At 34.4% G+C, this 22,217-nt stretch carries 21 protein-coding genes; 13 read left to right on the top strand and 8 right to left on the bottom strand.

The window, feature by feature from the left end; translation table 11 throughout:
• The first annotated feature begins 85 nt into the window (after positions 1-85).
• From CEF14_RS17205 to CEF14_RS17190, 4 genes are all read left to right on the top strand, one after another.
• A complete protein-coding gene (locus CEF14_RS17205) occupies positions 86-982 on the top strand; it encodes a TIGR01777 family oxidoreductase (RefSeq protein WP_102693960.1) in 897 nt (298 codons plus the stop codon).
• A gap of 58 nt (positions 983-1,040) precedes the next feature.
• Positions 1,041-1,838 carry a polysaccharide deacetylase family protein gene (locus CEF14_RS17200; RefSeq protein WP_102693959.1) on the top strand — a complete coding sequence of 266 codons (798 nt, stop codon included), beginning with the start codon at positions 1,041-1,043 and terminating at the stop codon, positions 1,836-1,838.
• 75 nt (positions 1,839-1,913) lie between these two features.
• A complete protein-coding gene (gene rlmD / locus CEF14_RS17195; RefSeq protein ID WP_102693958.1) occupies positions 1,914-3,290 on the top strand; it encodes a 23S rRNA (uracil(1939)-C(5))-methyltransferase RlmD in 1,377 nt (458 codons plus the stop codon).
• A 172-nt stretch (positions 3,291-3,462) separates the two neighbouring features.
• Positions 3,463-5,211: a methyl-accepting chemotaxis protein gene (locus CEF14_RS17190; protein WP_102693957.1), complete on the top strand. Its 1,749-nt coding sequence runs from the start codon at positions 3,463-3,465 to the stop codon at positions 5,209-5,211.
• A 108-nt stretch (positions 5,212-5,319) separates the two neighbouring features.
• Here CEF14_RS17190 and CEF14_RS17185 read toward each other — a convergent pair whose 3' ends face one another.
• Positions 5,320-6,510 (bottom strand): MFS transporter, encoded by a 1,191-nt coding sequence (locus CEF14_RS17185; RefSeq protein WP_102693956.1) that lies wholly within the window; start codon positions 6,508-6,510, stop codon positions 5,320-5,322.
• Positions 6,511-7,180: 670 nt separating this feature from the next.
• Here CEF14_RS17185 and CEF14_RS17180 point away from each other — a divergent pair.
• The 3 genes from CEF14_RS17180 (at position 7,181) to CEF14_RS17170 (ending at position 11,203) form a co-directional block, all read left to right on the top strand.
• Entirely contained in the window at positions 7,181-7,369 is a 189-nt protein-coding gene (locus CEF14_RS17180) for an SE1561 family protein (RefSeq protein WP_102693955.1), read from the top strand.
• A 135-nt stretch (positions 7,370-7,504) separates the two neighbouring features.
• Positions 7,505-9,040, top strand: a complete 1,536-nt coding sequence (locus CEF14_RS17175; RefSeq protein WP_102693954.1) for a fumarate hydratase — start codon at positions 7,505-7,507, stop codon at positions 9,038-9,040.
• A gap of 261 nt (positions 9,041-9,301) precedes the next feature.
• Positions 9,302-11,203 (top strand): heavy metal translocating P-type ATPase, encoded by a 1,902-nt coding sequence (locus CEF14_RS17170; protein WP_102693953.1) that lies wholly within the window; start codon positions 9,302-9,304, stop codon positions 11,201-11,203.
• A 209-nt stretch (positions 11,204-11,412) separates the two neighbouring features.
• Here the strand turns inward: CEF14_RS17170 and CEF14_RS17165 are convergent, their stop codons facing one another.
• Both CEF14_RS17165 and CEF14_RS17160 read right to left on the bottom strand, forming a co-directional pair.
• Complete coding sequence (locus CEF14_RS17165; protein ID WP_102693952.1) at positions 11,413-12,414, bottom strand: YihY/virulence factor BrkB family protein; 1,002 nt, start codon at positions 12,412-12,414, stop codon at positions 11,413-11,415.
• 28 nt (positions 12,415-12,442) lie between these two features.
• Complete coding sequence (locus CEF14_RS17160) at positions 12,443-12,802, bottom strand: YtxH domain-containing protein (RefSeq protein WP_102693951.1); 360 nt, start codon at positions 12,800-12,802, stop codon at positions 12,443-12,445.
• A gap of 306 nt (positions 12,803-13,108) precedes the next feature.
• Between CEF14_RS17160 and CEF14_RS17155 the strand changes: the two genes are divergently transcribed.
• Entirely contained in the window at positions 13,109-13,333 is a 225-nt protein-coding gene (locus CEF14_RS17155) for a DUF1128 domain-containing protein (RefSeq protein ID WP_102693950.1), read from the top strand.
• 169 nt (positions 13,334-13,502) lie between these two features.
• Here the strand turns inward: CEF14_RS17155 and motB are convergent, their stop codons facing one another.
• Positions 13,503-14,321: a flagellar motor protein MotB gene (gene motB, locus CEF14_RS17150; RefSeq protein WP_102693949.1), complete on the bottom strand. Its 819-nt coding sequence runs from the start codon at positions 14,319-14,321 to the stop codon at positions 13,503-13,505.
• Positions 14,305-15,108: a flagellar motor stator protein MotA gene (motA, locus tag CEF14_RS17145; protein ID WP_102693948.1), complete on the bottom strand. Its 804-nt coding sequence runs from the start codon at positions 15,106-15,108 to the stop codon at positions 14,305-14,307. The genes motB and motA overlap by 17 nt, the downstream gene beginning before the upstream one ends.
• A gap of 194 nt (positions 15,109-15,302) precedes the next feature.
• Here motA and CEF14_RS17140 point away from each other — a divergent pair, with 194 nt between their 5' ends.
• The 4 genes from CEF14_RS17140 (at position 15,303) to CEF14_RS17130 (ending at position 18,740) form a co-directional block, all read left to right on the top strand.
• Entirely contained in the window at positions 15,303-16,535 is a 1,233-nt protein-coding gene (locus CEF14_RS17140; protein ID WP_102693947.1) for an aminopeptidase, read from the top strand.
• Between the two features lie 180 nt (positions 16,536-16,715).
• Complete coding sequence (locus tag CEF14_RS19115) at positions 16,716-16,856, top strand: hypothetical protein (RefSeq protein WP_170061539.1); 141 nt, start codon at positions 16,716-16,718, stop codon at positions 16,854-16,856.
• 240 nt (positions 16,857-17,096) lie between these two features.
• On the top strand, positions 17,097-18,095 hold the full coding sequence (gene mreBH / locus CEF14_RS17135) for a rod-share determining protein MreBH (RefSeq protein ID WP_102693946.1): 999 nt from the start codon (positions 17,097-17,099) through the stop codon (positions 18,093-18,095).
• Positions 18,096-18,179: 84 nt separating this feature from the next.
• Positions 18,180-18,740 carry a beta-class carbonic anhydrase gene (locus tag CEF14_RS17130; protein ID WP_102693945.1) on the top strand — a complete coding sequence of 187 codons (561 nt, stop codon included), beginning with the start codon at positions 18,180-18,182 and terminating at the stop codon, positions 18,738-18,740.
• A 163-nt stretch (positions 18,741-18,903) separates the two neighbouring features.
• Here the strand turns inward: CEF14_RS17130 and CEF14_RS17125 are convergent, their stop codons facing one another.
• Both CEF14_RS17125 and CEF14_RS17120 read right to left on the bottom strand, forming a co-directional pair.
• Positions 18,904-19,449, bottom strand: coding sequence for a GNAT family N-acetyltransferase (locus CEF14_RS17125; protein ID WP_102693944.1), 546 nt, complete (start codon positions 19,447-19,449; stop codon positions 18,904-18,906).
• A 68-nt stretch (positions 19,450-19,517) separates the two neighbouring features.
• Complete coding sequence (locus tag CEF14_RS17120) at positions 19,518-20,288, bottom strand: polyphosphate kinase 2 family protein (protein ID WP_211284631.1); 771 nt, start codon at positions 20,286-20,288, stop codon at positions 19,518-19,520.
• A gap of 187 nt (positions 20,289-20,475) precedes the next feature.
• Here CEF14_RS17120 and CEF14_RS17115 point away from each other — a divergent pair, with 187 nt between their 5' ends.
• Complete coding sequence (locus CEF14_RS17115) at positions 20,476-21,204, top strand: tryptophan-rich sensory protein (RefSeq protein ID WP_102693943.1); 729 nt, start codon at positions 20,476-20,478, stop codon at positions 21,202-21,204.
• Between the two features lie 135 nt (positions 21,205-21,339).
• Here CEF14_RS17115 and map read toward each other — a convergent pair whose 3' ends face one another.
• Positions 21,340-22,092 carry a type I methionyl aminopeptidase gene (gene map / locus CEF14_RS17110; protein WP_102693942.1) on the bottom strand — a complete coding sequence of 251 codons (753 nt, stop codon included), beginning with the start codon at positions 22,090-22,092 and terminating at the stop codon, positions 21,340-21,342.
• Positions 22,093-22,217: the final 125 nt, after the last annotated feature.

Below are 22,217 nucleotides of genomic sequence, written 5' to 3'. Positions count from 1 at the left end.
CTTTACACTTAGAAAGAACAAACATTACTTAGCTTTTGACATGTAAATCTTACTGATCAAGCAATAATTAGGGAGGATATTTGATATGAAAATTGCTATTACCGGTGGTTCAGGATTTGTTGGTCAAGAACTTGTTAAACAGTTACAACAACAAGGTCATGAAATTATTATATTAACTAGAAAGAAAAATCATTTTATTAATAGCATTCAATATATTCAATGGTTGTCGAAAGACTCCGTTCCCGAAAACTATTTAGAGGGAATAGATGCCGTTGTTAATTTAGCTGGTACCTCTATCAATAATGGGCGTTGGACTGAAAAGCACCAAAAAGAAATATATGATAGCCGTATATTAGCTACAAATGAAGTAATCCGAATCCTTAAGGTATTAAAAAAACCCCCTAAAGTATTAGTAAATGCTAGTGCAATTGGTGTTTATCCTGCTTCAACAACGACTACATATTCTGAGAGCTCGACTGAAATTGCCCATGATTTTCTAGCTAAAACAGTTCAAGATTGGGAACAATCAGCAATATCTGCTGAAAAATTAGGTGTACGTGTCGTCTTAGCTCGTTTTGGCGTAATTCTTGGAAAAAATTCAGGAGCTCTTCCCATGATGGTCATGCCATATAAATTTTACGTTGGGGGAACAGTGGGTCGAGGTTCTCAATGGGTATCATGGGTTCATGTGACTGATGTTGTAGCTGCAATAATATTTGCCATTAATAACGAAAAACTAAATGGAATTATGAATGTAACTGCTCCAAATCCAGTTTGTATGAAAAACTTTGGAGAAACGATTGCAACAGTAACAAATCGGCCTCATTGGTTCCCTGTCCCTGCGTTTATACTGAAAATAGCTCTCGGTAAAAAGAGTCAACTTATTTTAGAGGGTCAACGAGTTTTACCAAAAGTTTTATTGGATGCACATTTTCAATTTCAATATCCTACTCTTAAAAGGGCTTTAGAAAATTTATTGTAATCGCATAATTTCATCTAAACAACGCAACCTATCTAAAAAAAGAAAGGTTGCGTTTAATATGTTTAAACAACATGCGACTGGTATTATTTTAGCTATGACAATAATCATCACCGGTATTGTTGCTAATCCATTTACTGCATTCGCTCAACAATTTAGTTGGGGCTTTAAAAAGGCACAAAATGAAGTCCCACCTGAAGCAGGTACTACATTTGATCAAATGCTTGCAAAATACGGAGCTGTATATAAAGGAAATCCAGACGAAAAGGTAATGTATCTAACTTTCGATTGCGGCTATGAAAATGGCTATACTGAATCCATTTTAAATACTTTAAAAAAAGAGAATATCCAAGCCACGTTTTTCTTAACCGGGCACTACTTGACTAGTGCAACTCCATTAGTAAAACGAATGGTCAATGAAGGACATGAAATTGGCAACCATTCAGATAAACATCCGAATATGGCGCGACTTACCAAAGAACAAATGATAGATGAATGGAAACGTTTTGATAAAAAATTAGCAGAAATAACGGATGTAGAAAGAACGGTTTTCGCAAGACCACCTGAGGGTGTATTTAGCGAAGAGTTACTACGAGTTGGTCAAGAAGCAGGCTATCGCCATATATTCTGGTCTGTTGCTTTTAAAGACTGGATTCGAGATAAACCACAAGGATGGCAATATGCTTATAACAATTTAATGTCTCAAATGCATCCAGGAGCAATTATTTTAATGCATACAGTATCTTCTGATAATGCAGAAGCACTTCCTCGCTTTATCGAAGATGCAAAGAAAAAAGGCTATCACTTTGATTCCATTAATAACCTTGTAAATGATATCCCGATAGCATCAAATTCCTAATCAGGAGATGCTTCTTCCCTTACAGGTTGCTGTTCGCTATAATGAAAAGATGAAGCGAAAAAGGACGTGTAAGTTTTGGTGCAACAACCTATAATGACAATGGGACAAAAGATCCCTCTTACAATAAAACGGTTAGGCATTAACGGTGAGGGCATCGGTTACTATAAACGCAATGTAGTTTTTGTAAAGGGTGCTCTTCCTGGAGAAGAAATCTATGCTGAACTAACCAAGATAAATCGTAACTTTGCTGAAGCAAAAGTGATAAAAATTCAGAAAAAGTCAAAAGCTCGCCAAATTCCACCATGCCCTGTTTATGAAGAATGTGGTGGGTGTCAATTACAACATATGAAGTATTCATATCAGCTTACAGCAAAACGAGATATAATTGTGCAAGCTTTAAATAAATATGTAAAATCTGAGGCAAAAAAGATAGAGATTCGTCAAACAATTGGAATGGATACGCCTTGGCATTATCGCAATAAAAGTCAGTTTCAAGTTCGCAAACCAGGTAACCATGTACTGGCAGGTCTTTATGCTGCAAATAGTCATAAACTTTTAAATATTGATGAATGTCTAGTACAACATCCCGTAACAACAAAAATAACAAATGCTGTGAAAAAGATTATCAGCAATTTAAATATTCCTATATACGATGGTCGTTCCCTAAAAGGAATCATCCGAACTATTGTCGTACGTATTGGCATACAAACTGGCGAAGTCCAACTTGTATTAATCACTACTCGTAAAAACTTTGCAAATAAAGAATTACTAGTAGAAAAATTAAAACAAATTGACCCTTCAATCGTATCAATCGTTCAAAATATTAATGCTGATAAAACATCTCTTATCTTCGGAGATCAAACCATCATACTTGCAGGTAAAGAGACCATTCATGAAGAACTCGGCGAATTTGGTTTTGATTTATCTGCTCGAGCATTTTTCCAATTGAATCCTCAACAAACGGTCCATCTTTATAATCAAATTAAGAAAGCGGCTGCTTTGACAGGGCAAGAAACAGTAGTCGATGCCTATTGTGGAGTTGGAACCATTGGACTTTGGCTTGCAAAAGATGCTAAAGAAGTTCGTGGAATGGATATTATTCCAGAAAGTATTCAAGATGCAAAGCAAAATGCAAAAAAACATGGTTTTATGCATACACACTATGTAACAGGCACTGCCGAAAAATGGTTAGATATCTGGCAAAAAGAAAACTTTGTCCCTAACGTACTAACAGTCGATCCTCCACGTACCGGCCTTGCACCTAGTCTGATTAAAACCATCTTGCAAGTAAAACCAAAACGAGTTGTTTATACTTCATGTAATCCATCAACACTTGCAAAAGATTTACAAGAATTGATTAAAATTTATCATGTTGAATATATTCAACCGATGGATATGTTTCCTCAAACATCACATGTGGAATCAGTAACATTATTAACATTAAAATCGTAAAAATAGGCGGTTTCCACTTTTGGAAGCCGTCTATTTTATTTAAAAAAGAAGCTTTTTAAGTATTTTCTCTCTCATGTGTATTTATTTCTATTAAATGTCCACATTCCTATTTACAGTCTAAAGGAACACATACATAATAGTTATAATATCACTTAATACGTGGGGGTATTCTATGAAAAAAATACTAAATTCAATTCAATGGAAACTCATGATTACTTGCTTAATATTAATGATGATTCCCTGCTCTATCATAGGAATCACTTGTTATTTTAATGCAAAACAAAGTATGGATGGATTGGGCAAGACCATTATAAAAAATAGTGTATTAGCAACAATACAACAAATTGATTCTCTTAACAAAGAAGTAAAAAAAGGAAACCTCTCATTAGAAGATGCACAAGAGGAGCTAAAAGAGCAAATTCTCGGCCCCAAAAATAGTAAAGGAAAACGTGAAATTTCTAACAAAATTGATTTAGGAGAAAGTGGTTATCTTTTTATCTTACAAAAAGATGGTTACATGCTCGCACATCCTAATATAGAAGATACTCAATCTTGGGGATTGAAAGACAGTAACGGCCACTATTATATTCAATCCATTATAAAAAATGCAGAAAAAGGTGGAGGATATGCTGAATATCAATTTCCACTCCCTAATAATCCAGATAAAATAGCAGATAAAATTACTTATTCACAAACCGATCCGAACTGGGGTTGGATCGTTTCAGCTGGTACATACAAAAAGGATTTTAACGAATCAGCAAACAATTTACTTGTTGTATTATTTACTGCATTAGCTATTTCTCTTGTCCTTGGTGCAATCGCCATGTACTTTTTAGCAAAGCATATCGGAATCCCTATTAAGAGATTAACAAGGCGCTTAAAGAAGATTTCATCGGGGGATCTATCTGTAAAGCTTGATAAAATGAATCGTAATGATGAAATTGGCCAATTAAATAACCATTTCAATCTTATGGTCACAAATCTTAAATCGTTAATATCTGAAGTAAGTAGCACGATTAAGGAAGTTCGTGAAGCATCCTCGAATCTTGCAGCAGTCTCTGAAGAAGTAACAGCTTCTACAGTTGAAATTACAAAAGCTGCTGAAGAAGTTTCAGTTGGGACCACAACACAGGTCAATGATGCAGAACATACAAAAGATGTAGCAGGAAAAGTTTCTCAGCACATTCAATTGCTCCATACCAAAAACAACCATATGTTATTAGCTTCGGAAGGAATGCAAAAATCTTATAAAGATGGTTTACAGAACTTGGTTATATTAAAAGAAAAATCATCAAAATCTACAGATTTAGTGGAACATGTTCAACAAGTATTCGCTTCTTTATCCTTAAAAATGAAAGATATCGAAAATATTATTTCAACTATTAACGATATTTCTGCTCAAACAAATTTATTAGCTTTAAATGCCAGCATAGAAGCTGCACGTGCAGGTGAACATGGAAAAGGCTTTGCAGTAGTTGCTGAGGAAGTAAGAAAATTAGCAGTACAAACAAAACACTCTACACTTAGTGTACAAGACACTTTAAGAGGTATTGAAGAAGAAACAATACGCGCAAACGAAGAAATTTCAAAAACATCTATGATTGTTCTACAACAAAATGAGGCTGTTCTGAATACTGGCTATTCCTTTGACAATATTAAAGAAAACGTTCAAACCATTTTAATAGCGATTGAAGATGTATCAACTAGTTTTAACGTTTTATTGACTTCAAAGGATGAGATCATGGATTCTATGAATAATATTATGAACATTAGTGAACATAATGCTGGTGCTACTCAAGAAGTTTTTGCTTCACTAGCAGAACAGCAAAAAGTGATTCAAGTGGTTGCTGAATCTGCTACATGCTTATCTGATGAGATTGAATCTTTAAAAGCTTCAATTGGACAATTCAAAATTAAATAATGAAAACGGGAAGCCCCTTTAGTCTATGTTGACATTAGGACTTCCCTTTTCTTTTGATCTCAAACTAACCATCAATGGAGAGAAACCTCTCTTATATGGCAGTTTACTTTATACAGTTGGCCTATTACCTTGCCTTCCAAAAATCAGACTTATGATAAAAATAGCCATTAAAATGAGCGATACTAACAGCAAAAAACTATACTTGTGTACATATTGTAGGTACAGTCCACCTAATAATGGCCCTGTTAAGCTACCAACACTAAAGAATATACTACACATCAGATTTCCAGTTGGCAGTAGCTCCCTTGGCGTTAAATCACTCATATAAGAAATACCAAGTGAAAATAATGACCCACAGAACATACCTGCACAAAAGAAGCTAATCGCTACAAGCATATCGTGTGATTCAACAATACTTCCTAATCCAAAAAATATTCCTCCACCTAACAAAGAACTTAAAACGATTTTCCTACGTCCAATTTTATCTCCTAAAGCACCTAGAGGTATTTGCGTAATAATTCCACCGATTGAAAATGCCGCTAAAATAAACGATACCATCGAAACTTCGAAATGATTTCTTAGCGCATATACGGGGAATAAGGAATTTAAAGAGGATTCTAAAAAACCATAGCAAAGTGCAGGTAAACAAGCAATCCACGCATATTTTAATGTGATTGTATAACGTTTAAGCATATTGTTTTCTACACTTTTTGCTTGTATTGGTTCTGGTTTTTCATTGTTCAAAAAGAATACAAGAGACCAAGCCAATATGCAAAGTATAGAAGAAAGGATAAACGGAAACGCTTCAGAGATTTTGGTCAACGGTACAAATAGTGGTCCTACAGCAAATCCTATACCAAATGATAGCCCATAAATAGCGATATTTTTGCCAAGACGATGCTCTGGAGAAGAACTAGTAATCCAGGTTTGTGTAGAATAATGTAATGAGTGATCGCCGATACCGATTAACAATCGAAGAATAAACCAAAATAATACATTCTTCCAAAATGGAAATAATAAAAGAGAGAGAAAAACAATTGCTCCCCCGACTAAAATGATTGGTTTATAACCGAATTTTCGCAAGGGTTGTTCAATAAAGGGCGATATTAATAACGTACCTATATAAAGCCCTGTTGCATTTAAACCATTTAACGATGAAGAAATACCATCTTGTTCAAAAATAACTGAAATAAGCGGCATTAACATACCTTGAGAGAACCCTGAAATGGATACGATGATAACCAAAATCCATAGTTTTTTGTTTTCTAATTGATGACTTAGTTCCACTGCTGCCTCCATTTTTAATCAACCAATAATTCCATATCAACAGTCTGTATAACCTAATGGAATTTCCGTTATATGTATTATGAGATACTTGTACAATCTTAACATACCCCTACTTAAAGTGTGAATTACTTTTGAATACACAAAAAGACTCAGTCCACATAAATGAATCGTGTACTGAGTCTGCTAACAATCTGTTATATACATCTGCTGTTACATTAAACCCATTTTCGGCCTAAGCTCGGACCGAGAATCTGTTTAACTCCCTCCTTTGGATTGCAAATCTATAGGCGCCTGTTCCATCCCTATTGCAGCGGTAATCCATATCACATTCCTTTCGAATTGCTTCCTTTCTTTAGAAAACTGATTTTAAGGATACATATTCAATATGTCTTAAGGGAATTAATACATTACCAGCTTTTTTTAATCATGAGCTGCATTTACAGGGAATTAAAATAAGAAAATAAGGAAGAGGTCTTATCCTACGAATGGAATTTTATCTAATGATGCCCCACTTTACCTCCTTCCTTTTATGTTAATCTTATGTTAACACTTTACTTTAATTTTGTAAATTTTCTTAACTTACAGAAAATAAAAATATCTCTTTTGACCTATTATTTTGGATTTTGAATTGAAAAAATTAATAAAATCGTATACGATGGTGATGACGAAATGAGGTGTAACGATGAGCAAATCAATTACGGATAAAGAACAACAAGTAAATTATTTGAAAGAACGTCTGCAAATTTTCGTAGAAGTACTAGATGCTATTGATCCTGAAACAGCAGACTTACAAGATATCGATCGCCTTATTGCTATGATGGACGATTTAGAAGAAAAAATGGATCAATTCAAAAACCGTCCTGAAATTTAAATCTCAAAATATTACTATTTCTTAAATCCCCATAGAAATTCTACAAGAGCGTATATTTACGCTCTTTTTTTCGTGTTTTGGACAGGTTATAATAGTGTTGGTTTAAAAAATTACCTTTTTGAGGGGGCTATTACAATGAATCTAGAAACGCTAGAACAGAGTATTTACAATTTAGTGACTGAAACTTCTACTAACTTACCAAAAGACGTTCGACGTGCAATTAAAAAGGCGAAGGACGCAGAAAACGCTGGTACTCGTGCCGCAATGAGCTTAGATACAATCGCCAATAATATCTTCATGGCTGATGAACATGTTTCACCAATCTGCCAAGATACTGGTCTTCCTACTTTCAAAATAAAAACTCCTATTGGCGTTAACCAACTTGAAATTAAAGAAGTAATTCGAAAAGCAATCGTACAAGCAACAAAAGATGCAAAATTACGTCCAAACTCTGTTGATTCACTAACTGGTAAAAATAGTGGTGATAACTTGGGTGCTGGAGTTCCTGTTATGAAATTTGAACAATGGGAAAAAGATTATATTGAAGTTAAGTTGATTTTAAAAGGTGGCGGCTGCGAAAACAAAAACATCCAATATAGTTTGCCGTGTGAACTAGAAGGGCTAGGTCGTGCCGGTCGTGACCTAGATGGTATTCGTAAATGTATCTTACATTCTGTTTATCAAGCACAAGGTCAAGGCTGTTCAGCTGGCTTCATTGGTGTTGGTATAGGTGGAGATCGTTCTTCTGGATATGATTTAGCAAAAGAACAATTATTCCGTCATGTTGATGATACAAATCCAATTCCTGAGCTAGCACAATTAGAAGATTACATATTAGAGAAAGCTAATACACTAGGCATTGGAACAATGGGCTTTGGTGGTGAAGCAACATTACTAGGTTGTAAAATTGGTGTCATGAATCGTATTCCAGCTTCTTTCTATGTTTCCGTAGCATATAACTGCTGGGCTTATCGCAGAATGGCTGTTGATATTGATGCGAATACAGGTGAAATTAAAAAATGGCATTATCAAGAGGGCGAAAAAATTGCATTTGATGATGCAGCAGCAACTACACATGAAGAACCAAAAAAAGAAGTAATTGAATTACAAGCACCTATTTCAGAAGAACAAATTCGCTCACTTCATGTTGGTGACGTAGTGAAAATCACCGGCAGAATGTACACTGGTCGAGATGCTATTCACCATCATTTAATGAGTCATGATGCTCCAGTGGATCTAAATGGTCAAATCGTCTATCACTGTGGTCCTGTAATGGCGAAAGATGAAAATGATAACTGGACTGTTAAAGCGGCAGGTCCTACAACATCTATCCGTGAAGAACCATATCAAGGTGATATTATGAAAAAATTTGGTATCCGAGCAGTTATGGGTAAAGGCGGCATGGGACCAAAAACGTTAAAAGCTCTACAAGAACATGGTGGTGTTTACTTAAATGCAATCGGTGGTGCAGCACAATATTATGCAGACTGCATAAAATCAGTTGATGGCGTAGATTTAATGGAGTTTGGTATTCCTGAAGCAATGTGGCACCTAAGTGTAGAAGATTTTACTGCTGTAGTTACAATGGATTCACATGGTAACTCATTACACGCAGATGTTCAAAAAACTTCACTAGAGAAATTAGCGGAACACGCTGAACGCGTATTTTAATAAAATCTTTTCTTAACCTCTCTAAATAACTTTTAGAGAGGTTTTTTTAACACTTCCCTCATCTTTTCAATAAGTTGTCAAATATTCATTCGGAATAATGAGGAAATACGAATATCGTACTTTTCACCACCAGCCTCCTATGTTATAATAATTCTAAATTAAAAATGATTTCAAAATCTGTATTTAATTTAGAAATATCGCCATAAATACTCTAATTATAAGGGTTTTGATATTGATTTTCATTATCAGGAGGGATTGCGAATGGAATTAGTAAAAGAGAATCGTTATCATCTAATTGAGAAAATGAAGGAACATGCAGAACTTATAGCCGCTATATTTTCTGGTGTATTAATCTTAATAGCATGGATATTAGGAAAAAATGCTGAAAATACAGCTTCAATTATCTTCTATTTACTAGCATTCATTATTGGCGGGTTTGCAAAAGCGAAAGAAGGCGTTGAAGAAACAATTGCCAACAAAGAACTTAATGTCGAATTTTTAATGATATTGGCAGCTATTGGATCTGCTATCATTGGTTATTGGACTGAAGGTGCTATTCTTATCTTCATATTTGCCGTTAGTGGTGCATTAGAAACTTACGCAATGAATAAAAGTCATAAGGAAATTTCTGCTTTAATGGATTTACAACCTGAGGAAGCATGGTTAGTCAAAGAAAATGGTGAAGTCGAACGAGTATCTATTGGTTCACTACAATTAGGCGATCACTTATTAATCAAACCTGGTGAAAGAGTACCAACAGATGGTGTTATTATCGAGGGTTCTACTTCAATCGATGAAGCCGCTATTACAGGTGAATCAATTCCTGTTACGAAATTAGTTGGTGCAGATGTATTTGCTGGAACTGTCAATATGACAGGCGCTATTACGATGGAAATGACTAAGCCAAACTCTGAGTCATTATTCCAAAAAATTATTGATCTTGTTCAATCTGCCCAAAGTGAAAAATCGCCTTCACAACAATTTATCGAACGTTTTGAAGGAACATATGTAAAATGTGTTTTAGCTGTAGTTGCTCTTATGATGTTTGTCCCCCACTTTCTTCTAGATTGGAGCTGGACAACAACATTCTATCGTGCCATGGTTTTATTAGTTGTAGCTTCGCCATGTGCCCTAGTTGCTTCAATTATGCCTGCTACCTTATCAGCAATTTCAAACGGAGCTCGAAACGGTGTGTTATTTAAAGGTGGATTACACATTGAACATCTAAGCGTATTAAAAGCAATCGCGTTTGATAAAACAGGTACACTTACACAAGGTAAACCAGTTGTAACCGACTTTATTGTTCGTGAAGGTGAAAATGAACAGCAAATGCTATCAATTATTGCTGGAATAGAAGCTAAATCCAACCACCCGCTTGCCCAAGCAATTACTTCTTTTGCTAAAGAACGTGGTCTCGACTCATTCCATCAAGCACAGATTGAGGATGTACCTGGTTGGGGATTAAAAGCTACAGTGGATGGCAATGTATACAAAGTTGGTAAATCAGAATTTGTAGGAAAAATGGAAGCATTTGAATTTGCGGAAGGAATTGCACCTAAACTTGCCGAAGAAGGAAAAACAGTAGTCTTCTTAGCAGATCATAAAGGCATCGTTGCGGTTGCTGCTATGAAAGATACAGTACGAGAAGAATCCAAAAAGGCTATTGCTCTTTTAAAAAATTTAGGTATTCATACTGTAATGTTAACAGGTGATAATGAAAAAACGGCAAAAGTAATTGCAAAAGAAGCTGGTGTAGATGCTTATATTGCGGAATGTCTACCTGAAACAAAGGTTAATCATATTAAAGAATTAATGAAAGAATACACACATGTTGGCATGGTCGGTGATGGGATCAATGATGCACCTGCCCTAGCCACATCTACAACTGGTATTGCCATGGGAGAAGGTACTGACGTTGCACTTGAAACAGCAGATGTTGTATTAATGAAAAACGATCTTTCTAAAATTGCTTATGCAGTAAAACTTTCACGAAAAATGCAAACAATCGTAAAGCAAAATATCATGTTCTCAATCTCTGTGATTGTATTACTGATTATTTCCAACTTCCTTCAAGCAGTAGACTTACCACTTGGGGTTGTCGGTCATGAAGGAAGTACGATATTAGTTATTCTAAACAGTTTAAGATTATTAAAAAAGATATAATCTCCTTAAGGCAGGATCAACAATCAAATTTAAAAGAAAAAGGTATCGAGTGGATTCATTTCCTTCGATACCTTTTGTTATTTTTATGTATTTGTTTTGAATTAAATAGTAGTAGTATAACTCCAAAACTACAAGATTGAGAGAGAAAAGCGAAGGGAAGCAACTCAAAAAACTGTAGACTTCTCATACATAATTTGTTGAGAAGTCTTTTATCGATTTCTTTTCTTTTTTTCTAGTATTTCTCTTCGCTGTTGCATAATAGCATTCAGTTGACCGCCTACCATTAATATTATTCCCGTTACATACAACCATAACATGAGAATGATAATCCCACCTATACTGCCATATGTAGCAGAGTAATTTGCAAAATGATTTATATAGAAAGAAAAGGCATAGGAAACAAAGAGCCATGCAACTGTAGAAAATAACGCACCTACTAATACACTTCTTAAATATAATTTTATATTCGGCATAATCCAATACATTAATGTTAGAACAACGAATATTAGCACAGGCGGCAAAAGTAATCGGAATTTATTCCAAATCACAAAAAAATCAGCCTCAAAGCCAAAGGATGAAAATAAAAACAAACCAATTTGTTCCCCAAAAACAGGTAGTACAAGGGCAACAACAATTAATAAGATTAGCATCAAGGTAAACATAACAGACATCAATCTTGCAATAACATACGGCCTTGTTTCCACTTGGTTATAAGAACGATTTAAAGATTTACCCAAAGCATTTACACCATTGGAAGCAGACCAAATCGTTCCAATAATCCCAATGGACAATAAACCACCATTACGATATTCGAGTACCTCCGAAATCGTTCCTTCAATCATTGTATAGACTTGACTTGGTAGCATATTCTCTAAAATTGTATAAATTATATCCGTTGGAAAATCTAAAAAAGGCAATAAGGTCATTAAGAATATTAACAAAGGAAATAATGATAACAAAAAGAAATAGGCTAATTGTGCACCAAATCCAGTAATATCTGCATACTTCAATCGTTGAAAAAAAGCCAACACAAATCCCTTTAGTTCTGTAACATCATATTTTTGATCTAAAATACCCTTTTTCTCTATTTGCATAAGCTTCATCTTATTAAGCACTTCAGAAGATTTATTTTCTCTATTAGTTGACCTTGTTTTGGAGTTTCTAGAAACCTTATATCCAGAAGACTTTTTACGTTTTCTATGTTTCTCCATAAGGGATCCCCCTTTATTCTCGAGTTACTTATAGATGAATAATGGATTCAGAGGGATTTTTCTTTTCTTTTTCAATTCCTGCAGTAAATACTTCTTTTGTCTCAAGAACTATTTCCTTAACTTGTGGCGTTAATTCTTGAATTTCATTAAACTTTTCTAAATAGAAGTCTTTGTCGTGCATAAAAGTTTTATACATAGATTGAACTTTGCTTGTTGTAGACTGAATCTTGTTAACCAATTCTTCAGGATTATATGCATAATATTGTACATCGACTACCAGGTGCTTAACCTTTTTAGTTGTAGTTTCACGTGTGCTTCTATCCAACATACTTAATGCTGCTCCCGCAACTGCTCCTAATGCAATTCCTGTAACTAATTTGTTAGACATATTTATCCTCCTTCAAACATCTATATATATTATTATACCCCACTACAATACATGTAAAACAGTTTCAACTTACAACTACAGCATTTAGTCATTTTCGTAACATTTGTTTTGACAGGCTCTACAGCACTTTTGATCTTATTCGGACTTTTCAATGAAACAATACGTATTCAAGACAAACTAAAAGAAGAAAAAGGCAAAGAGCAAAAAAGTAAACGAGACTGCTAATTCTATGGAAATTGACTTTTATAATCTATCGTGAAATGATACTGTAGTATATGAATGGAATAATAGGTAGGAGGAATCCCTTTGAATCTTGCACAACCAACAGCAGAGAATGTAACTTTCATGATTGAAGCAATTAAAGATAAACTTCGTATGGTTAATGCAGATGCGATGAAATCAGAACATTTTAGCACTGAAAACTATGAAGACTTAGTTTTCTTATATGAAATGGTCATGAAGCGTGACGCTTTTAGTCCAAGTGAAATGCAAGCAATTGTTGCCGAACTAGGTTCACTACGTAAAGATTAAATGCGGAACGCACTCGTTTAAAGTGTTTGTCATACATAAAAAAGGTATATCTCTATAGATATACCTTTTTTATGTATTTTTGCTTCTACAAGTTGTTAAATAAAAAGAGATTTCAAACATAATACAGAAATCGTATTATGTTTGATTTACAACTTTATTCTTTTTATGGTTATTTTGTTGTTTTTGTTTCTTTATTATCTGTTTTGTTTAACGAATCAGTTTGGCTTGAAGGGTTTGTTGGTGTACCATCTTTTTTCACTAATGGTTGAATTAGTACTTCTACTCGACGGTTCTTTGCACGACCTTCAGCTGTATTATTTGTTGCAATTGGATTATTTTCTCCATAACCTTTAGCACTAAAGTAAGCTGAATCTAGTTTTGGATTATTATCAACAATAAGCGTTAAGAAATTTACAGCTCGCATTACACTTAGTTCCCAGTTAGATGCAAATTCCGCATTGTGCATAGGAACATTATCCGTGTAACCTGTAATAACTACATTTCTTTTTGGATCAAAAACAAGAAGTTTCGACAATTCCTTAGCTGTAGCTTTATATTCTTCTTTTACATCTGCTTTACCTGGATCATATAACACACTATCTCGAATTGTTACAAGAAGACCATCATCCGTTAACTTTGTTTCGAATTGTTTTTCTAACTCGTGTACAGCTATAAAATCATCTACTTTTCCTTTAATTTTTGAAAGTGATTTTTGATCTTCTAAATAAGCTGAGTTTTTGCTATTCGCAATACTTTTTGGATTTGTAGGATCGACTGCAGAAGGATATTCCATTACCCCACTCCCTCCATCAAACACTGCATTGAACACAGAGGAAAGTTGATATAACTTTTGAGTGTCTACTGAACTAGATGCAAATAATACAATAAATAATGCTAACAACAAAGTGAGAAGATCGGAATATGGAAGCAGCCATGACTCTGGAATTTCACCATGTTCCTTTTTGCGTTTTCTAGTCTTCTTTGCCAAGGCCATTCGCCCCGCTTTCTTCCATAATTTGTTTGCGTTCTTCTTTTGATAAATATGAAGAAAGTTTTTGTTCGATTACGCGAGGAGCCTCCCCTTCTAAAACTGAAAGAATTCCTTCAATCATCATCATCTTTTGACGTGCTTCGATACCAGATTTAGTTTTAAGCTTATTGGCAAATGGATGCCATAATACATAACCGGTGAAAATCCCTAGTAATGTAGCCACAAATGCTGCAGAAATGGCATGTCCTAATTTGTCGACATCATTCATATCTTTTAATGCTGCGATTAAACCAACAACCGCACCGAGTACCCCTAATGTTGGAGCATATGTACCTGCTTGTGTGAAAATCAGAGCACCATTCGTATGTCGTTCTTCCATAGCTTCTACTTCTTCAGTTAGTACATCACGTATATAATCTGCGTTTTGACCATCTATCGCCAAAGTTAAACCGTTTTTCAAAAAAGGATCATCAATTTCATCAACTTTACCTTCTAAAGCAAGTAATCCTTCACGTCTTGCTAAGTCAGCCCATTCAGAAAACAATTTAATAATTTCGATATCGCTAACTAATTTTTGCTCTGTAAATAAGATTTTAAATAATTTTGGTATTTTCTTTAATTCACTCTTAGGGAACGCTATCGTTACTGCTGCTACAGTTCCTAAAAGAATGATTAATATAGCAGCTGGGTTGAGCAATGCATCTGGAGTAACACCTTTAAGGAACATCCCCACAAATACTGCTATGATCCCCAATATAAGCCCCACAACTGATGATAAATCCATTTTAGTACCTCCAAAGTCGTCGTTCTTGTTATTATTTCGGTTTCTTTTCCCTAATCTTAATATTCTATTTTGAACAATAGAGGATATTTGACAAAAATTCGCAAAATAAGGTGAATTCTAAATCAATTTGTCACATTTGCTTAATTTTTTTAAATTGATAAAATTATCTTAGTATTCAAAGGAGGGAATTGTTTATGAAAACATTCCAAGAAAAGTTAAATAGCTATGCGGAATTAGCTGTTAAAGTAGGTGTGAATATTCAACCTAACCAATACTTATTTATCCAAGCTACAGTAGATAATGTAGAATTCGTTCGTCTTGTTACTAAAAAAGCATATGAAGCTGGTGCAAGAGAAGTATTTGTACACTATTCTGATGATGTGTTAACTCGAATGCATTATGAATTTGCTCCAGAAGATGCCTTTGAATTCTTTGCACCTTGGCATGCAGAAGAAAAAAACTGGTTAGCTGATCACGGAGCTGCATTTATGACGATTAAATCTCAAAGCCCTGATTTACTAAAAGGTATTCATTCAAATCATATTGCAAAACAACAAAAAGCATCCGGCCAAGCACTCAGCCATTTTCGCCAAGCCACTCAATCTAACAAAGTGAGTTGGACTGTAATTGGTGCTCCATCTCCTGATTGGGCAGCGAAAGTATATCCAAATCTTTCAAAAGATGAACAAGTGCCAGCTTTATGGGAAGCAATTTTTAAAACTGTACGTGCTGATCTTGATGACCCTCTAAAGGCTTGGGAAAAGCATGACACAACATTACATGAAAAAGTCAACTATCTAAATAACAAAAAATATCATAAACTTCACTACACAGCTCCTGGTACAGACTTAATAATCGAGTTGCCTAAAGAGCATATTTGGAGTGGTGGCGGTAGCGTAAACCAATCTGGTAAAGCTTTTATGGCAAACATCCCTACCGAAGAAGTATTTACTGCTCCTTTTAAAGAAGGCGTCAATGGCTATGTATCTTGTACAAAACCACTAAGTTATGGCGGTAATATTATTGACCATTTTACGATTACCTTTGAAAATGGACGAATTGTTAAAATCGAAGCACAAGAAGGAGAAGAAGTATTAAAAAACCTTGTTGCTTCAGATGAAGGTTCACATTATTTAGGAGAAGTTGCTCTAGTACCAAATCAGTCTCCAATTTCAGCATCTGGGTTACTATTCTATAACACATTATTTGATGAAAATGCATCAAACCATTTAGCAATTGGTAGCGCATATGCATTCTGTATTGAAAATGGGACGAATATGACCCAAGAAGAATTATTAAATAATGGCTTAAATCGTAGTATTGCCCATGTGGATTTTATGGTAGGTTCAGGTGAGATGAATATAGACGGAATTACAGAAGACGGTAAAGTAGAAGCAGTATTTCGAAATGGAAACTGGGCATTTTAAGATCAAGAGCATTTCAATAAATAACCATTTCCTTTAAAAAAATATGTGTTATGATAATAGTGTTCTATAATTATTAGAAAAAATTTTATAAAATTTCATATTTTAGCCATTTTTAGCGCTAAAATTATGTATACTATTTAATAGAGAATTTATATTTAATTTTAGGGAGGGTTATCGATAATGGCTTCATTTCTTGCTTCAGTAGGTGGTATGTTCGCTTTACTCTTAGTATCAGGTGCATTGCTTATCCACTATTTAAGAGTGGGACTTGATTCTTCCACTTCTCATATCGTAGATCCAAAACCAAAAAATAAATTTTAATACGAAAAAAGCTATTTGCTATGCAAATAGCTTTTTTTAAATTCTCCTCACATTTTTTTAACATTCCTATAACATACAAATCTTCACCACTATAAATTTTCCTCTATTTAACATTTTATATTAACTATATATCTATTACCCTATGTAATGTTTGTTATATACCATAAAATAACATACTTTAAACGAAAAATATAATTTATACTTATGTAACCTAAGGTATTTAGAGGAGGAATTTTACGTATGTTTTCGACAACTGCAATCGGAATCGATCTTGGCACAGCCAATACGTTAGTATATACAAAAAACAAAGGAATTATCTTAAACGAGCCTTCAGTTGTAGCTTTCAACATAAACACAAATGAAATTATCGCAACTGGATTAGAAGCAAAAGAAATGGTTGGTAAAACCCCAAAATCTATTAAAGCTATACGTCCTTTAAAAGATGGTGTAATTGCTGATTTTGATATGACAACAGCAATGATCAAAGCAATGATGGAAAAAGCATCAAAAAAAATGGGCGCTTCCCTACGAAAACCAAATGTTATTGTTTGTACACCATCTGGAGCAACTTCTGTAGAACGTCTTGCGATTCAAGATGCTGTCAAACAATGTGGTGCAAAAGAAGTTTATTTAATTGATGAACCAGTTGCAGCAGCAATAGGTGCAGAACTACCTGTTAGTGATCCTATAGCTAGTGTTATCGTAGATATCGGTGGCGGTACAACAGAAGTAGGGATTATTTCTTTTGGTGGAATCGTTACTTCTAATACAATGAAACTTGGTGGAGACCACATAAATGAAGAAATTATTCAATTCGCACGTAAAGAATTTAACGTTTTAATTGGCGAACCAACTGCTGAAAAAATTAAACAAGAAATTGGTTATGCACTAATCGACCATGCAACAGAAACATTGGAAATTCGTGGACGTGATATTGTGACAGGACTTCCAAAAACGATTCAAGTCTCTTCTCTTCAAATTCAAGATTGTATAAAAGAGAGTCTATTATCGATCTTAGAATTGATCAGTAGAACACTAGAAAGTTGCCCTCCAGAATTATCTGGTGATATTGTAGATCGTGGAATTGTTTTAACTGGTGGTGGATCTCTATTAAAAGGCATGACAGATTGGCTTTCATATAAATTAGATGTACCTGTTCACTTAGCACCTGAACCATTAGAATCTGTGGCTGTAGGTACAGGAAAATCATTAGATACGATTCATTTACTAAAAAAATAAAAAATTCCGTATTTGCTTTTATCAATAGATATTTTACAATTAGTAATGTAAGGAAAGGGGAAGTGGGAAGGGAGAAGTGATAGCGTGTCAATACTAAATGATATCCTTACATTTAATGAATCCTTTGTACGTGAAAAAAGATATGAACCTTACATTACTAGCAAATATCCCGATAAACATTTTGTAATTTTAACTTGCATGGATACCCGTCTTGTTGAATTACTACCTAAGGCCATGAATCTCCGTAATGGCGATGTTAAAATGGTTAAAAGTGCTGGTGCCATATTAAACCATCCTTTTGGTGGAATTATGAGAAGCTTACTAGTAGCTATTTATGAGTTACAAGCAGACGAAGTTTTCGTAGTTGGCCATTATGATTGTGGCATGAGTGCAGTTGACCCTGAGAAAATGCTCCAAAAAATGGTTGATCGTGGTATTAAGCAAGAGACATTAGAGGTACTTAGTTACTCAGGTGTAGACTTAAATCAATGGTTACATGGTTTTGATAATGTACAAGCTAATGTACGTAATAGTGTAGAAATGATCAAAAACCATCCCTTAGTATTAGACTCTATTCCTGTTCACGGATTAGTTATTGATCCTAAAACTGGCCATTTAGATGTAGTAGTTGACGGATCTAAATAATACTAGATAAATAAAGAAAAAAAGCGATTTTCCAAAAATATAGGAAAATCGCTTTTTCTTATTCATCGACATATTTCCTGGGAAATTCGACATTATTTCTTTACATACCATTAAATAGTTTACGGAAATTACTTCTCCATCTCCGCCAAGCGGCCTTACCTTTTCAATAATCTTCCTCCATTAATGCATATAAATAATGATCTTGCCATTTTCCATTAATATATAGCAATTTCCGTAATAATCCTTCTCTTATAAATCCCGCTTTCTCTAATACTCTGACAGATGCTACATTTTTAGGTGAAACATAAGCTTCTAGACGATGAATACATAAATCTTCAAACGCAAATTTTGAAATGAGTGAAAGTGCTTCAGAAACAATTCCCTTTCCAGTATGGGCTTCATCCATTGAATAACCTACAAATGCACTTGAAAAAGGCAAACGTCTAATAGAGTATACTGAAATATGTCCAATAATCTGAGTCGTTCCAGGAGCAAATATTCCAAAGCTATACTCACGGTTTGCATGCATCTGTCGAATAGATTCTTGAATTTTCTTCAATTGTACTTTTTCTGTATAATATTCAGGCGGATGTAATGGCTCATGAATAGACCAGTATTTCATATTACGAGCAACCATTTCTGTGTATGGCGTCACATCCGCAACTTCTAATGTACGTAAATAACAACTATACCCCTCTAAAAAAACCATTTAGCCACACCCTTTGTGATCGCATGATAAACTATTTAAATTAGTTCATAGAGTTATGCCCTTTATCTTCATACTTTTTGTATTGAAGTCTCATCAATATTCGTAACTTGTAAGCCAAGTTGCTCACATTCTTTTTTTACATGTTTAATCGTTTCCTTTAATACCTGAATACGAGCATATTCTTTATCATTTCCTTCAATTAAAATCCAAGGCGCATGTTTCTTATCTGTTTTGTCGAACATATCATTAGCTGCTTCAACATAATAAGACCATTTTTCACGATTACGCCAATCCTCATCAGTAAGTTTCCACTTTTTATATGGATTTTCTTGACGTTCTTTAAATCGTTTTAATTGTTCCTCATTAGAAATCTGAATCCAAAATTTCATTAGGATAAAATGATCGTCTGTTAATAATTTTTCGAATTGGTTTATTTCTTCGTAAGCTCGTCCCCATTCTTCCTCTGAAGCAAATCCTTCAATACGTTCTACAAGAACCCTTCCATACCATGTTCGATCGAAGATACTAATTTGGCCTCGTGCAGGAAGACGTTTCCAAAAACGGTAAAGGTGGTTGTATTTTAATTCATCTTGAGTTGGTGCAGCTATTGGGTGTACTACATATCCACGCGGGTCTAAACGTTGTATTAAACGTTTAATAGCTCCTCCCTTTCCTGCAGCATCCATACCTTCAAATCCAATAATTAGGCCAATGTTATGTTTAAAAAGCAATTGCTGAATATTAAGCATTTCATATTGTAATTTTTTCAGTTCTTTTTTATAAGAAATTTTTCCATCTAAGTGTTTATCTAAATTCATATTTTCTATATGTTTTTCCACTTATACTCACTCCCTTTTTTCTTCCATATTAACATAATACTTCAAAGTTCACTAAAATGGTATTTGTTGTTGAAGCGAAACGATTGTATACTTAAAGATGACCGTTTTAAATAACCATTTTAGATTTTAATAACTTGTGATCAATGGATTAGATTTCTTTAATCTATTATAAAGGGGGGAGATTTTATTGGTCAGACTAATAGTACTTACAATTTTTTATATCGCAATGATTGTATTTAGTGCAACTGCTAATATTATTCCACTAAATGGTCATACAACAAGTGAAATCTCCAACAGCTATACTGTCCTTTTTAGTCCAGCAGGATATGTTTATATTATTAGGGTAATTATTTATATTATTTTGGCCTATTGGATTTATCTTTTATGGAAAAATCACCGCAATAAATTTCAGATTAGTTTATTACAAGCACTATTGTTTGTAGCTAGTTCGATCTTTAATATGTTATGGATTTATCTTTGGCATTATGAATATTTCACATGGTCCATTATTGTGATTGTTTTCATGTTATTGTCATTAACAGGTTTGTATTTTACATATCCTGCTTGGCATCGTTCATGGGGTGGACGCTTACCGATTTCAATGTATCTTGCTTGGGTTAGTATAATAACTTTTATGAATATCGCCTTTCTCTTTACTCATAATCATTGGAGCTTATTGGGACTTAGCGACCCACTATGGGCTGTAATTATGCTCACATTTGGAACAGCGGTTGCATTGCATCTGCGTTTCCATTATGATGATATTCTTTTCCCTATCATATATATATGGGCTTTTATTGGTATTGCTTTTAAAAATGGATTTGAAGAATTGCTTGTAACAACAGCTGCTCTTTTCTTGAGCGGTGTATTAGTGGTAGGTATTATCTTTATAAAAAAACAAAAGCCCTCCGAATAAGATCAGAGGACTTTAGGGAGCTGCCTTAAAAGTGTTTTGTTGCTCTTTATAAGGCACTCCCTTTAACTTTTAGAAAAAATCCCTTGCTCATGATCATTTATCTTTCACAACAAGCGGACTTTTTCCTAATGCTTTTTAGTCAATTTTTGTCGTAATAATTGGTTCACCGTTTGTCACAATAATTGTATGTTCAAGTTGTGCTACTAGTGATTTATCTGGAGTGATGAAAGTCCATCCATCCCCTGCTTCTACGATATGCTCTGCTTTTTGTGAGATGAAAGGCTCCACAGCTAAAACCATACCTTCTTTAAGAATTGTACGTTCCCAAGCATCGAAGTAGTTTAATACATACTGCGGTTCTTCGTGTAGTGAATGACCTACACCATGCCCAGTTAAGTTCATGATTACTGATAAGCCATGATCACGTGCTTCACGTTCTACAGCTTTACCAATTTGGTTTAGTCGTGAACCAGCTTTTACTTTCTTCATTGCTCGATCAAATGCACTTTGAGCAACATCGCAGATTTTTTGAACCTCTGGTAAATCAACGTCTCCTACGATAAATGAAATACCTGTATCAGCATAATATCCATCTACATGACCAGATACATCAATATTAATTAAGTCTCCAGCTTTTAATTTATGGTGATTTGGAATACCATGTGCTACTTGTTCGTTTACACTAATACAAGTATATCCTGGGAAATCATATTCTGCTTTAGGACCTGATACCGCACCTTTTTCTTCAAATAGGCGACCAGCTAGGTCATCTAATTCTTTTGTAGTTACACCTGGTTTTGTAGCAGCTTTCATCGCGTCGCGAATTTCAGCCATTGCACGACCAGCTTTCATTAAAGCATCTATTTCTTCTTGCGTTTTTGCAATCATTTCTAACGATCCCTTCTCATTAAATATCTACACTTAACTATACCACAATTTGCATGAAGCCGTTCTTAATAAACCTTTTCGTAAAGTTATCTATTGCTAGCATATTATAGTTTTTTTAAATGTTG

The sequence above is a fragment of the Rummeliibacillus pycnus genome (genome assembly GCF_002884495.1).
Classification (GTDB): Bacteria; Bacillota; Bacilli; order Bacillales_A; family Planococcaceae; genus Rummeliibacillus; species Rummeliibacillus pycnus.
The sequence above is the reverse complement of the archived record's forward strand: the minus strand, read 5'-3'. Positions and strand labels throughout refer to the sequence as shown.

What these genes read in the sequence shown, in the direction of transcription:
- CEF14_RS17205 (WP_102693960.1), top strand. Translation starts at nt 86, where the DNA reads ATGAAAATTGCTATTACCGGTGGTTCAGGATTTGTTGGTCAAGAACTT.
- CEF14_RS17200 (WP_102693959.1), top strand. Translation starts at nt 1,041, where the DNA reads ATGTTTAAACAACATGCGACTGGTATTATTTTAGCTATGACAATAATC.
- CEF14_RS17190 (WP_102693957.1), top strand. Translation starts at nt 3,463, where the DNA reads ATGAAAAAAATACTAAATTCAATTCAATGGAAACTCATGATTACTTGC.
- CEF14_RS17185 (WP_102693956.1), bottom strand. Translation starts at nt 6,510, where the DNA reads ATGGAGGCAGCAGTGGAACTAAGTCATCAATTAGAAAACAAAAAACTA.
- CEF14_RS17180 (WP_102693955.1), top strand. Translation starts at nt 7,181, where the DNA reads ATGAGCAAATCAATTACGGATAAAGAACAACAAGTAAATTATTTGAAA.
- CEF14_RS17175 (WP_102693954.1), top strand. Translation starts at nt 7,505, where the DNA reads ATGAATCTAGAAACGCTAGAACAGAGTATTTACAATTTAGTGACTGAA.
- CEF14_RS17170 (WP_102693953.1), top strand. Translation starts at nt 9,302, where the DNA reads ATGGAATTAGTAAAAGAGAATCGTTATCATCTAATTGAGAAAATGAAG.
- CEF14_RS17165 (WP_102693952.1), bottom strand. Translation starts at nt 12,414, where the DNA reads ATGGAGAAACATAGAAAACGTAAAAAGTCTTCTGGATATAAGGTTTCT.
- CEF14_RS17160 (WP_102693951.1), bottom strand. Translation starts at nt 12,802, where the DNA reads ATGTCTAACAAATTAGTTACAGGAATTGCATTAGGAGCAGTTGCGGGA.
- motA (WP_102693948.1), bottom strand. Translation starts at nt 15,108, where the DNA reads ATGGATTTATCATCAGTTGTGGGGCTTATATTGGGGATCATAGCAGTA.
- CEF14_RS17140 (WP_102693947.1), top strand. Translation starts at nt 15,303, where the DNA reads ATGAAAACATTCCAAGAAAAGTTAAATAGCTATGCGGAATTAGCTGTT.
- CEF14_RS19115 (WP_170061539.1), top strand. Translation starts at nt 16,716, where the DNA reads ATGGCTTCATTTCTTGCTTCAGTAGGTGGTATGTTCGCTTTACTCTTA.
- mreBH (WP_102693946.1), top strand. Translation starts at nt 17,097, where the DNA reads ATGTTTTCGACAACTGCAATCGGAATCGATCTTGGCACAGCCAATACG.
- CEF14_RS17125 (WP_102693944.1), bottom strand. Translation starts at nt 19,449, where the DNA reads ATGGTTTTTTTAGAGGGGTATAGTTGTTATTTACGTACATTAGAAGTT.
- map (WP_102693942.1), bottom strand. Translation starts at nt 22,092, where the DNA reads ATGATTGCAAAAACGCAAGAAGAAATAGATGCTTTAATGAAAGCTGGT.